This window comes from Streptomyces sp. BE20, assembly GCF_036322525.1.
Taxonomy (GTDB): Bacteria; Actinomycetota; Actinomycetes; order Streptomycetales; family Streptomycetaceae; genus Kitasatospora.
On record NZ_JAQYWW010001139.1, the window covers coordinates 33,386 to 45,392 of the forward strand.

At 74.0% G+C, this 12,007-nt stretch carries 12 protein-coding genes; 4 read left to right on the plus strand and 8 right to left on the minus strand.

Going from position 1 to position 12,007, the window contains the following annotated elements:
- Positions 1–2: 2 nt before the first annotated feature.
- From PUR61_RS36480 to PUR61_RS36515, 8 genes are all read right to left on the minus strand, one after another.
- Positions 3–389, minus strand: a complete 387-nt coding sequence (locus PUR61_RS36480) for a hypothetical protein (RefSeq protein WP_329883858.1) — start codon at positions 387–389, stop codon at positions 3–5.
- The gene (locus PUR61_RS36485) at positions 386–1,264 is read right to left on the minus strand and encodes a cupin domain-containing protein (RefSeq protein ID WP_329883859.1); all 879 of its coding nucleotides are present in this window, start codon (positions 1,262–1,264) and stop codon (positions 386–388) included. The genes PUR61_RS36480 and PUR61_RS36485 overlap by 4 nt, the downstream gene beginning before the upstream one ends.
- On the minus strand, positions 1,257–2,456 hold the full coding sequence (locus PUR61_RS36490; protein WP_329883860.1) for a sedoheptulose 7-phosphate cyclase: 1,200 nt from the start codon (positions 2,454–2,456) through the stop codon (positions 1,257–1,259). Before PUR61_RS36490 ends, PUR61_RS36485 begins: the two co-directional genes overlap by 8 nt.
- Positions 2,457–2,574: 118 nt before the next feature.
- A complete protein-coding gene (locus PUR61_RS36495) occupies positions 2,575–3,687 on the minus strand; it encodes an IS701 family transposase (protein ID WP_329883861.1) in 1,113 nt (370 codons plus the stop codon).
- Positions 3,688–3,839: 152 nt separating this feature from the next.
- Positions 3,840–5,183: an IS701 family transposase gene (locus tag PUR61_RS36500; RefSeq protein ID WP_329883862.1), complete on the minus strand. Its 1,344-nt coding sequence runs from the start codon at positions 5,181–5,183 to the stop codon at positions 3,840–3,842.
- A 249-nt stretch (positions 5,184–5,432) separates the two neighbouring features.
- Positions 5,433–6,107, minus strand: coding sequence for a TetR family transcriptional regulator (locus PUR61_RS36505; RefSeq protein ID WP_329883863.1), 675 nt, complete (start codon positions 6,105–6,107; stop codon positions 5,433–5,435).
- A gap of 181 nt (positions 6,108–6,288) precedes the next feature.
- Positions 6,289–7,422 (minus strand): NAD-dependent epimerase/dehydratase family protein, encoded by a 1,134-nt coding sequence (locus tag PUR61_RS36510; protein ID WP_329883864.1) that lies wholly within the window; start codon positions 7,420–7,422, stop codon positions 6,289–6,291.
- Positions 7,419–8,045 carry a ScbR family autoregulator-binding transcription factor gene (locus PUR61_RS36515; protein ID WP_329883865.1) on the minus strand — a complete coding sequence of 209 codons (627 nt, stop codon included), beginning with the start codon at positions 8,043–8,045 and terminating at the stop codon, positions 7,419–7,421. The genes PUR61_RS36510 and PUR61_RS36515 overlap by 4 nt, the downstream gene beginning before the upstream one ends.
- Before the next feature lie 123 nt (positions 8,046–8,168).
- Between PUR61_RS36515 and PUR61_RS36520 the strand changes: the two genes are divergently transcribed.
- The 4 genes from PUR61_RS36520 (at position 8,169) to PUR61_RS36535 (ending at position 11,832) form a co-directional block, all read left to right on the plus strand.
- The gene (locus PUR61_RS36520; RefSeq protein WP_329883866.1) at positions 8,169–9,236 is read left to right on the plus strand and encodes a ScbA/BarX family gamma-butyrolactone biosynthesis protein; all 1,068 of its coding nucleotides are present in this window, start codon (positions 8,169–8,171) and stop codon (positions 9,234–9,236) included.
- Positions 9,237–9,629: 393 nt separating this feature from the next.
- Entirely contained in the window at positions 9,630–10,835 is a 1,206-nt protein-coding gene (locus PUR61_RS36525; protein WP_329883867.1) for a PP2C family protein-serine/threonine phosphatase, read from the plus strand.
- Positions 10,836–10,964: 129 nt separating this feature from the next.
- Positions 10,965–11,456 carry a DUF5994 family protein gene (locus PUR61_RS36530; RefSeq protein WP_329883868.1) on the plus strand — a complete coding sequence of 164 codons (492 nt, stop codon included), beginning with the start codon at positions 10,965–10,967 and terminating at the stop codon, positions 11,454–11,456.
- A gap of 94 nt (positions 11,457–11,550) precedes the next feature.
- A complete protein-coding gene (locus PUR61_RS36535; RefSeq protein ID WP_329883869.1) occupies positions 11,551–11,832 on the plus strand; it encodes a hypothetical protein in 282 nt (93 codons plus the stop codon).
- Positions 11,833–12,007: the final 175 nt, after the last annotated feature.

Consider the following 12,007-nt stretch of genomic DNA (forward strand, 5'->3'; position numbering starts at 1 on the left):
GTTCAGTCGAGTTGGGGGATCCGGGCCGGCAGTGCGGCGCTGAGCCGCTGCGGGAGGACGCGGGTGCTCAGCAGCCGCAGTCCGTCCGGGCCGGCCGTCACGGTGATCTCGGATTCGTGCCGGGCGAGCAGCAACGTGCCTTCGGTGACGGGGAGTTCGTCGAGGCCGTGGGTGGCGGTGCCGGTGCCGGCGACGACGAACAGGGCTTCCTCGACCCCGTCGTGCGGCTCGTGGAGCAGGGTGTCGCCGGGCGGCAGCCGCCACAGGTCGACCGTCTCGGTCTCGCTGTGCAGCATGCCCCGGCGGGCCAGGCAGGACCAGGTCCGTTCCCGCGACCCGGTCGCGGTCGGAGCGCAGTCCACCGGGCGCAGCGCGCGGCTGACGATCATCGCGCGGCCCGCCCCGGTACCGCGAGCTCGGCGTGGAAGAACTCCAGGCCTCCCTCGTGGGCCGTGATCACCGCGTCCACCCCGAACGGCAGGGTCACCGCCGTGCCCGCCGCGATCTCCACCTCCGTGGAGCCGGCCGTGGCGGTGCCGGAGCCGGTCAGCACGAAGACGGTGTGCTCGCCGGCGTGCGAGCTGTACGCGGCGGAGCCGCCGGCCGCCAGCTCCCGGATCTCCACCAGGCGCAGCGGGCCGGTGAAGACGCCGGCCGGGTCGACCGCCCGCTCCTCCCGCAGGTCGTGCAGCCGCATGGTCTCGGTCTTCCTCTCGCTCGGACGGGTGGTCGTGGGGTCGGGCGCAGGCCCGTGCAGGACCGCGGACGTGGCCGGGGACGGCATCTCGATGACCAGCCACTCCAGGTGCCCCTCGGGGGCGCTGCCGTAGCCGGGGTCGGTGACGCCCGCGGGGGCGCCGGTGTTGCGCAGGCCGTGCACGGTGCCGATCCCGGTGAGCAGCAGGGACCCGGGGCGGGCCGGCCGCGGTTCGCCGTCGACCAGGAACTCGCCGTGGCCGCGGAGGATGAAGTAGATCTCCTCGGTGCGGGTGTGGCGGTGTTCGCCGCTCAACCCGCCGGGCGGGATCCGGGCGACCTCGATCGCCTCGACCTCGGCCTCCAGGTGCTGCCGGCCGGCGAGGGCCTTCCAGTAGGTGAGGCCGGGGGCGCCGTGCACACCGTGGATCTCGGAGGCGTCCCGGGTGTCCGCGACGATCAGGCCGGGCGCGGGCGTTGTAGCCGTAGCCGTAGCCCTGGTCGCCGTGGCCGTGGCCGATCCCGCCGCCGATCCCGCCGCCGATCCCGCCGCCGCTGCGTCAGACACGGCTGAGCTCCCGGAGGGCGTTGAGCTCGCGCAGGTCCTCGACCGCGGTGGCGAGCTCCTCACGGGTCACGTCGTTGACGAAGATCGCGTCACCGATGCCGACCGGCAGCGGGAGCCGCTGCTGGCCGTCGCGGTGCCGGACGGTGTCCTGGAGCGCGACGTCGAGCAGCTCGGCGTCGAGCAGGTCGTTCCAGCTGGGCAGCCCCACCGAGCGCATGACGTCGAGGATCCGGTCGCGCTGCTCCTGGTCGACCAGGCCGCGGCGCCAGGCGAGCACGGTGGTGAGCGCCATGTCGACGGAGACCGCCTCGCCGTGCAGCAGGGCCGGCAGGGCCCGCATCTCCAGGGTGGGGGAGAAGGTGTGGCCGTAGTCGACGATCCGCTCCAGCTCGGCTTCCCACAGGTTGGGCTGGAGCTCCTCCAGCATGCCGTGGATGGCGCGGCGGATCACCTGACCGGCCGGGTCGCCGGGGCGGGCGTCGTCCTGGAACTTCTGCTCGACCAGCCACGGGCCGTGCTGCTCCAGCAGTTCGAACAGCCGGGCGTCCTTGATCAGCGCCATCTTGAGGATCTCGCCCATGCCGTTGGCGATGTGGCGGCGGTCGACGGTGGCGAGGAAGGAACGGTCGAGCAGGGTGAGCACGGGGGCGAAGTAGGTGCCGAGGCGGTTCTTGTGGCCGTTGAAGTTGACCCCGGTCTTGACCCCGACACCCGCGTCGACCAGGCCGATCAGCGTGGTGGGGACACGCACCACCGGGGTGCCCCGGCGGTAGAGGTTGGCCACCAGGCAGACGATGTCCATCAGGACGCCGCCGCCGATCACGATGATCGGCTCGCGCCGGCGGTCCAGGCCGAAGGAGTCCAGCGCGACCACGATGTCCGAGGCGGTCTCGAACTCCTTGAGGGTCTCGTCGGCGCGGACCACCTGCATGAAGTAGTCGACGCCGTGGTGCTCGAAGTAGCTGCGGACGCGGTCGCCGTGCAGGCGGTCGACCTCCGCGTCGATCACCACGAACCGTCGGTTGCCGCCCGTGGCTCCGGCGGACTTCTCGACCAGGGCGGTGCTCGCCGGGTCGAAGACGTCGTCGCAGACGCGCACCTCGTACTCGACCGGCTTGACCGCCCGAACGCGCCAGGACTTCGAGGACTGGCTGTAGGTGAGGCCGCTCGGGTAATTGTCGAAGACAAGCATGTCCTTTTCCCTTGTGAAGGCGTGGGTGAATTCACGAGCTGTGGTGCGGGTACAGGGGAGGGAGGTGGCGGAATTCGTCCGGCGGAATGCGCGGGGACCTGTGCGGCCGGACGGCCGGTTATTCGGAGGAACGGTCCGCGTGTTCGGGTCGGCGGCCGAGCGCGACGGCGGCATAGGCCGCCGAGGCGAGTGTCATGTGCCGGTGCCAGCCCTCGAAGGAGCGCCCTTCGAAATCGCGGAGGCCGACGCGTTCGCCGATGGTCGTGCGGTCCTCCTCGACGTCGCCGGCGAGCCGGAAGAGGCGGGGGAATTCGGCAGCCCGGTCCGGTTCGGAATCGGTCAGCCAGAATCCGGAGAACGCGGTGGGACGCGCCCCGGACTCCGCGTAGAGCAGCAGCTCCGGCCCCGTGGGCGGCAGGGCCACCCGGACGACGTGCGCCTCGACCCCGGGCGGGCCCGAGGTGCCGGCCAGCCTGCGGGCTCCGGCGGAGGCGAACAGCTGGTACGCGGGGAGCGGCCGGCCGCGGTCACGGGTGGGGGTCGTGACCGGGGTGAGCCGGGTCGTCGGGTCGACCCGGACGGCCACCCGCAGGCCGAGCGCCCGGCCGGTTGCGAACAGCCCGCCCGGCTCGGCCGGGCAGCCGTCCCAGATCAGGGTGGCCGAGGCGGTGGCCGGCAGGCGGTCCGCGAGCGGCCTCAGCAGGGCGGCCTGCCGCTCCAGCGAGTCCCCGGCCGGGGCTTCGGCGCCCGGCGTGACGGCCCGGTGGGGCGGGTCCGTCAGCTGGAGCTGCCAGTCGACCGGCGCGTTGAGCCGCGGGGCCAGGTACCAGAGGCCGACGGCCTGCTGGACGCCGGCGAGCTGACCCAGCTCGGGGACGAAGCGCCGGCCGACACCGACCGAGCGGGTACCGGACTTCGGGATGAACATCGACCGGACCAGCCAGGCGCGGGGGGCGCACGCCTCGACCAGCCGGGCCGCCAGCGCTTCCCGGACGGGGGCCCAGGCCCAGGGGGAGTTGCGGATGAAGTGGTGCAGCCGCTGGACCGCCCCCGGGTCGCCGAGCGTCCGGGCGATGTTGCTGATGGATTTCCGGCCGGCCGTTCCGAGGAGGCCGTGGAGGTATTCCTCGGCCTTGATCCGGTAGTCGGCGCGGTCGAACGACGAGAAGATGTGGTCGCCCAGGATATTCGGAAGTCTTTCGAGTGGGGTTCCGGTCGCTGCTGCACCCATGGTGTCTCACCTCCTTCCTTCGTATTTCCGGCCGATGGGCCCCGGTGTTTCCCGGGTGATTTCCCGGCGGCCGGTAACTGAATTCTCGGCGGTGCCGCCGATTCCGGTCAATCCTGTTCGAACGTGTTCGGCAAGTCGTGCCGGGCGGTCCGCTACGCGGAATTCCGCAGGTTCTCGTCGACGGCCGGGCCGCCGGTCCGGGCGCCGAGCCGGGTGCCGGGCCGACCGGCGGAGCGCTCGCCGAGCCGGGTGTCGAGCCGCTCGCCCGTCCGCCGGCCGACGGGGGTGCCGACCAGGTCGAGGATCGCGTCACCGGTGCGGTCACCGGTGCGGTCGTCGGTGCGGTCGTCGGTCTCCCCGGCCGATGCCGCCAGGTCGCGGCCGAGCGAGTACGCGGCCGAGACCAGCGTCATGTGGTGGTGCCAGCCGCTGTAGGAGCGGCCGGAGAAGTCCAGCAGGCCGAAGTCGGCCCCGAGCCGGTCCACGGTGGTCCGGGTGACCGTCACGGTGTCGAGCAGGGCGAGCACCGCCGGGGCGTCCTCGGCCAGGTCGGTGAGCCAGTACCGCCGTGGCCCGCCGGATCCGCCGCCGTGCGCCCAGAGCCGGTGCACCGGTCCGCCGCGCCCGCCCGGCAGGCCGGGGGGCAGCCCGGGCAGCAGGACGGGGGCACCGCGCAGCACCGGCTGCGGGGCTCCCGGCGTCCGTGCCCGCCTGCGGGGGAACAGCGCCTCGGCCGGCATGGTGCTCTGCTGCACCCGCCCGTGGTGCCCGGTGGTGGCCTGGAGGACCGGTCGGACGGCCTGGTTGGGCCGGACCTCCAGCACGTACGGGACGGAGCGGTGGGCGAGCGCGGCGGCCAGCCGGACCGGGTCGTCGACCACGGTGAGGTCGGCGACGAGCGGGGCCGGCGGCCGTCGGGCGGTGAGCCGGTCGACCATCTCGACCAGCAGTTCGCCGGTGGGGCGTGGGGCGGCGGTCTCCGGGATCCGGGCGCGGGTGCGCCGCTCGGGATCGGCCGTCCAGTTCGAGTCGAGCAGCAGCGACCAGTCCACCGGGACGGCGTCCCGGTCGGTGGCGACGAAGAGTCCGGGTGCGGCCTGGCACTTGATGGTGCGTCCGGCCTCGGGGACGAACCGGCGGTGGACGCCCACCGCCTGGTCGCCGCGCTTGGGGATGACCGCCAGGGTGGCGGTCCAGGCGCGGACCGGCCGGTCCCCGGTGGCGAGGCCGGCGAGTACACGCCGTGCCGGTCGCCAGTCCCAGGGGCTGCCGTTGATGAACTGCTGGAGCGAGAGCGAGGCGGTGGCCGCCGTGGACCCGGTCGACAGGCTCGCGGCCATGTTCGACAGCGTCTTGCGGCCGGGTGCGGCCAGCAGTCCGTGCAGGTAGGCCCGGGCCCAGCGGCGCTGGTCTATCCGGGCGAGGTGGGCGAAGACCTGCTCGGCGAACCGGGAGACCGCGGCTTCGCCGGCTGGTGAGAGGGGTTGCGCGTCCATGTGAGCTCCCCGTGATCGTGAGGTGCCGTGAGGTGCCGTCCCCAAAAGAATAGCGAACGATCTCTTTGTTTTTGAGTCCAGGACGGGCCGTGGTCCGGTTTTGGCAAGTCCGCGCCCCTCCCGGGCCCCCGGACTCGGTTCCGCCCGCCCACGCAGAACCGCCCGTACCGGCGTCAGGAAGCCGGTACGGGCGGGGGGTCGGGCACGGTCGGGCATGCGGCCGTCGCCGGGGGCGCCGTCGAAAACGCGTCAGGCGGGACCGCCGGGTGCCGGCGGCCCGGCCAGCGCACGCCGCCAGAGCCGTCGCAGCCGTCGGCGGGTCTCCTCCTCGGAGACGGGTGCCCCGCCGCCCAGGGTGATGACGCCGCGGCGCAGCGCCTCCGAGCCGACGACCAGGCAGTGCGCCAGCGTCTCCAGGTCGAGGGAGTCGAGGGAGTCGAGCGCGTCGAGGTCTCCGCTCTCCGCTTCGGTCGGTTGCGTCGTGGCCGGTTGCGCCGCGGCCGGCCGGGCGGCGCCGGCCCGCTCCCGGGCCAGCCGGTCGCGCAGGTCGGGGCTCCATCCCGCATGCCAGTTGCCCGCCGACTCGGGCTGCTCCCAGGTCAACCGGGCCGCGGCACGGACGCTCGGCTCCTCCTGGAGCAGCCGGGTCAGCGTGTCGGTCAGCTCCGCCACGCCCTCCTCGCGCGTCGGGGTCCGCCCCGGGTCGGGGTCCACCGCGGCCCGGGTGAGCGCGGCGGCGTCGGCCCGGACCGCGTCCGCCAGGGCGGCCTTGGACGGGAAATGGAAGGTCAGCGCCCCCATGGTGACGCCGGCGGCCTGACTGACCCGGGCCAGCGACGTGCCCGCGTAACCGTGTTCGTCGAACTCCGCGGCGGCGGCCCGGAGCAGTGCCCGGTGGGTCTGATGGGCCCGTTCCTGCTTCATCGCCCACCGCCCGCCCGGGTGATGGGGCCGAGGCATGTGTCCGGTCCGGCCGGTGCCGCGGTAGCGGCCTGAGGGTGAGGGTTGACGAACCACATGGGTGGGCGTGGCTCCTTCGGGGCGGTCGGGGGCGGCCGGGGTTACCGGGGTGACCGGTGTGTGCCGGTCCGCTGACGTTTCGACGCTACGCCCCGGATCGCCGCATACGCGCGGATTCCGCCGCATCCCCCCGCAGCTTTGGCATCTCCTTCGCAAATCCCTGCGGTACCGGACCGGTTGGAGCCGTCGACGGCCGAACCGGGGCGGGAGCCGCGGGCGGCTGCGCCGCGAGGTGTGCGCGGTACCAGGGAGCGGCGGCGGCGAGCCGTTCCAGCGGTCCCGGCCCGGGATCGACGGCGGCCAGCTGCCAGACGTCCTCGCTGCGGTACCAGTGGTGGCGGGCCATCAGCTCGAACTGGCGCTCACCGAACATCCCCGGCAACCGACCGAGTTCGGCCGTGCAGCGGTCCCACGGCCAGTCGTCGGCGGGTGCCGGCGGGAGCACCCCGTGGTCGGCGAGCGCCGCCAACAGCGTCCCGATGCCGACCGGTCGGGGATGTCCGGCGTGGTGGACCCCGGGCGCCCGGACCGGGAGCGGCTCCGGCGCGAGCGCCAGCGCGGCCACCAGCCGGGCCAGGTCGGTCACCGCGACCAGCGAGAGCAGCGCCCCGCCGCCGTCCCAGCGCGCGGGCACCCGCCGCAGCAGGTCGGCGAGGCAGGGCACCACCCAGCGGTCGCCGACGCCCAGGACCAGGGGCGCGCGCAGCACCACGGCCCCCGCGTCCAGTGCGGCCCGCTCCCCGGTCAGCCTGGTCCGGCTGGCGGCCGAGACGGGGGCGGGCGCCACTTCGTCCACGCCGATGCCCCGGTGCGGTCCGGTGCCGTACACCGCCGAGGTGGAGAGGTGGACGATCCGGCCGACGCCCGCCCGCCCGGCCTCCGCGAGCAGCGCCCGGGTGCCGTGCACGTTGACGGCGGTGCAGGCATCCTCGGGGCCGCCGACCAGCGAGGCGAGGTGGACCAGGACGTCGGCGCCGTCGGCCGCGCCGCGCAGCGTCGCCGGGTCGGCGAGGTCCCCCGCGACCCGGACCGTCCCGGCCGGTGCGGCGGACCGGGTCAGCGCTCGGATCCCACCGAGGCCCGGCAGCGCGCGCAGCGCCGCGAGCACGGCGGAGCCGATGAACCCGCCGGCCCCGGTCAGCAGGACGGTCGGCCCGGTGCCGGTGCCGGTGCCGGTGTCGCTGTCGGCTTCTGTGCCCGGGCCCGACGCCCGTCTCATGCCCGCTGCCCGTGCTCCGTGAGGTACGCCCGCAGCTCCGCGACCACCGGCGCGGGCGCCATGCCCGGCAGCAGGTACCACCAGAGCTGGACGATCCGCTCCGGCAGGTCGGCGCGGCCGGTGCGCAGGTGCGACATGACCTGCGACCCGGTGTACGCCGCGACCAGCACCTGGGCGAGCTCCTCGACGTCGACCTCGTCGAGCAGCTCGCCGGTCCGCCGGGCGGCCTCCAGCTCGGCGCGGAACTGCTCGGCCCACATCTCGTACGGGCTGAAGTCGCGCAGCCCGAGCTGCCCCTGCTCGACGGCGAGGGTGACGCCGGCGCGCAGCAGCACGTTCTCCTGCAACTCGTCGGCGAGGTAGAGGTTGAGTCCGATGAGCTGGCGCAGGCCGGCCGGCCGGCCGGGCAGGTCGAGGTCGGATGCCTGCTCGTCGATGACCGCCTTGGCCAGGTCCTCCTTGGACTTGAAGTGGAAGTACATCGCGCCCTGGGTGGTGCCCGCCTGGTTGATGATCTTGCTGACGCTGGACCCGCTGAAGCCGTACTCGTCGAAGATCTGGGCAGCGGCGCGCAGGATCGTGTCCCGGGTGCGTACGGCTCGGTCCTGCTTGGCTCTTGCCACGAGTAACTCCAAACTCCTCGACAAACAAAAAGAACGACCTCTATGTTATTCGCCAGGGGGCTCGGCGTACACACCGGAGCGCCCACTTTCACCTGCCTGTGGCCACTCTGGGGGAGTGCATCCATGTTTCGCACAGACCACAGCACCACCATGACCAGCACCGAAGCCGCCGCCGTCACCGGCGGCGCGCCTGCGGCGGAGCCCGTCGCACCCGGGTCAGGCCCGACCGCCGTCCACAACGAGCACGTCCCCAAGGAGCACGTCCACAAGCGGGCGGCCGACGAGGTGCTGCTGACCGGGTGGGAGCGGGTCGCGGAGGACTCCTACCGCGTCTCCGCCCGGTGGCCGCGCGACCACCGGGCCTACGCCGCCCGCCACGGCCACCACGACCCGATGCTCCTGGTGGAGACGGTCCGCCAGACCTTCCCGCTGCTCTCGCACGCGGCCTTCGAGGTCCCGTTGGGACACCACCTGATCTGGGACCACTTCAGCTACGCGCTGATCCCCGGCGGCCTGCGGACCGGCGCGCGCGACGCGGTACCGGCGCAGCGCGGAAGCGAGCGCGCCGCCCGCCAGGGACGCGGATACGACGAGGTCCAGGTGGACGCCGTCTGCCAGGACCTCGTCCGCCGCGGCAACCGGGTCGTCGCCCTCACCCTGGCCTACGTGGTCACCCGGGACGGCGAGCCGATCGCGACCGCGCAGACCCGCTTCACCGTCCAGACCCCGGCGATCTACCGGCGCCTGCGGGCCGGCCGGGGCGACGCCGGGGAGATGATGGCGCGTGCCGTCCGGCTGGCCCCGCCGATCCCGGTCGCCCGGGCCGGCCGCGCCCTCCCGCGCGAGGTGGCCCTCTCCGCGACCGACCGCGCCAGGCGCTGGCAGCTGCGGGTCGACACCAACCACCCGGTCCACTTCGACCACCCGGTCGACCACGCGCCCGGCTCCCTGCTGCTGGACGCCGCCCGCCAGGCCGCCCAGGCGCTCAGCCACCCGGCGCCGGTGGTGGCCGTCGCGATGGAGTGCGACTTCACGCGCTATGTCGAGCTGGACGAGCCGTGCGTGGTGGAGGTGACCCAGCTGCCGCGCGACCCGGCCCGCCGGGACCGCGTGGGCGTGATCCTGCAGCAGGGCACCGGCGCGCCGTCGTGCTCGGTCATCGTCACGGTGGCCCCGCTCCCGACCGACTGACCGACGTCCCGTCCCGGCCGCCCCGCCCCGCAGCGCATCGGCTCCGGCACCCGCCGCGCGCCTTCGAGGGCCCGCCGGCTCCGGCCGACGGGCCCTCGAATCCCGCCCCGGCACCCCGCGGCGCCCCGGTCCCGGCACGCCGCACCGCCCGTGCAGCAGGACGCCCGCCTCCGCCACCCCGGAGGCCCGCGTTCCGGCCCGGCGGGAGACGAGCAGACGACCGGACGCGACCGGACGCGACCGGGAGCGCAGGACGCCGCCGTCAGGCGTAATGGAGGGACCGGTCTGATGACCACACCCTGCCGGGGCCGGCCGAAGCACCGTGCCGGATGCGACGCGGCCGGGTGCCCACGCGACCGGGAGGGAAGCGGCGGTGAGCGGAGATGACCGGAGATGAGCGGTGAGCGGCAGCCCGGCGCGGCGGGACCGGACCGGTCGGAGGGGTTCGGCGAGCGCTTGCTCGGGAGGCTGCTCGACCTGGCCCGTGAGCTGCCGCCCGGGCTGATCGCTCCGCTGATCGCCGACGAACTGGACGGCTTCGGGGGCCGGGACGTGGCGGTCCTCCTCCAGGACTACGGTCAGCTCGTGCTCGTGCCGCTGCCGGGCCGGGGCCTGGTCACCGGGGAGCGCGAGCCGATCGTCGGGTCCGACGCGGGGACGGCCTTCGTGCGCGGTGCGCCGGTCGAGGTGCCGCAGGCCGACGGCGTGAGGATCTACCTGCCGCTGCTGGACGGCGGTGACGAGGTCGGGGTCCTCGCCCTCACCCTGGACACCGTCGACGACGACGACCGACGGCTCCTGCGCCGGTTCGCCGGCCTGGCCGCGGACCTGCTGATCGCCAAGAGCGGCTACACCGACCGGATCTTCCAGGCCCGGCGCCTCGAACCGATGAGCGTGGCCGCCGAGATCCAGTGGTCCCTGCTGCCCCCGTTGGCGATGACCGTTCCGCAGGTCGCCGTGGCCGGCATCCTCGAACCCGCCTACCAGGTGGCCGGCGACAGCTTCGACTACGCGCTCAACGACGACATCCTGCACGTGGCCACGATCGACGCGATGGGCCACGGACTGGACGCCGCCACGATGGCGACCGTCGCCATCGGCGCGTACCGGCACGCCCGACGCGCCGACATCGGGCTGGCCGAGATCTACGCGTTCATGGACCGGGCCATCGCCGAGCAGTTCGGGCCCGACCACTTCGTCACCGCGCAGATGATGCGCCTGAACACCGCGACCGGCCAGCTGCAGTGGGTCAACGCGGGCCACCCCGCCCCGCTGCTGATCCGCGGCCACGTTGTCGTGGAGCGGTTGGAGAGCGCGACCACACTGCCGGTCGGGTTCGGCGGCGAGGAGCCGGTGATCAGCGAGCGGGTGCTCCGGCACGGCGACCGGGTCCTGTGCTTCACCGACGGCCTGGTCGAGGAGCGCGAGGTGGGCGGCGAGCAGTTCGGGGAGGAGCAGCTCATCGACTGGGTCGAGCGGGTGGAGCGGTCGGCGGGCGGCGTGCGCGCGGTCGTGCGCGCCCTCTCCCACGTCCTGAAGGAGAAGCGGGGCGGGCGGACCAGCGACGACGCCACCCTGTTCCTGATCGAGTGGCGCTGAGGTCTGACCGCCGGGCACCCGACGGGACGCGGAGTACCGTGGGAGCAGCGGGACGGTCCGAACCGCCACAACCGAAGGACCGCCCTCCACAGCACCAGGGGCCCTGTCCCTGCAGATCGGTGGCGAGCCATGTCGGACGAACCCGGTGCCCCGTACGCGGGTCTGCTGCCGGACGGGTTCCACCGGTCGGCGAGGCCGGGGACGGTTCTGCTCCGGCTGGAGACCACCCGGTCGCGCGAGGGGGCTCTCGACGGCGCGTGGTGGCCCCGCTCGCGGGACATCGGCGCCGAGCTGCCCGGACTCGTCGCCGCGCTGACCGAGCACCTCGGGCCCGTGGCGAGCGTCGGTCTCGACACGGACGCGTGGGACGACGTCCCGGCCCGGCTGGTCGTCGACGGCCGGTCGGTGCACATCGACCGCCACCCGGTGGGCGACGACACGGTGATCATCACCCGGGGCGACCGCGATCACTTCAGCCTGCTCGTCGTCCCCCCGCAGGCGAGCCTGGAGGCGGCCCACGCCGCGATGGCACAAGCCGTCCTGGCGGGCGGCACCGACTCGGCGCAGCAGATCCTGATCGCCGCCGGCATCGGGTCCGTCCCTCCGGGCGAAGTCCTCTGAGCGGACAGCCCCCCGCGGAGCCCACCGGTCGCCGACACCCGGTCCGGCGCTTACGGTCTGTCCTGGAACAGGTCGGTCGTCACAGGAGGCCAGGATGCCGCGCTACCGGTGGGTGCTCGACACCCAGGACGACGAAGGCCACTGGGCCCGGCACGACGAGGCCCCCCTGCCGAACCCCCTGGAGTACGACGGACCGCCGCAGCGGGCCGCCAACCACCTGCGCGACGTGCTGGTGCGTACGCTCTCCCGGCCCGCTCCCGGCCCCCGGGCGATCAGGGTCCGCCTCTGGGACGCGCTCGATCCCGACCTCGATGCCGAGCCCGGGTCCGTTCCCGCCCCCGAACCCCGGGCCGAGACCGAGTGGTCACGCGAGTGACGCACCCGGCCCCGGCCGGTCGGGGGACCGCGGGCTAGTGAGCTGGTCTTGAGATCTGTGGTCGCCACGTGAGGCGCGTTGCGTTTCAGTTCTGATGTTCGCGTGGTCGTGAGTGGTGACAGGCCGTCAGAGCTGCGGTCTGCTGAGCGTATGGGTGACAGCAGACTGCAGCCGC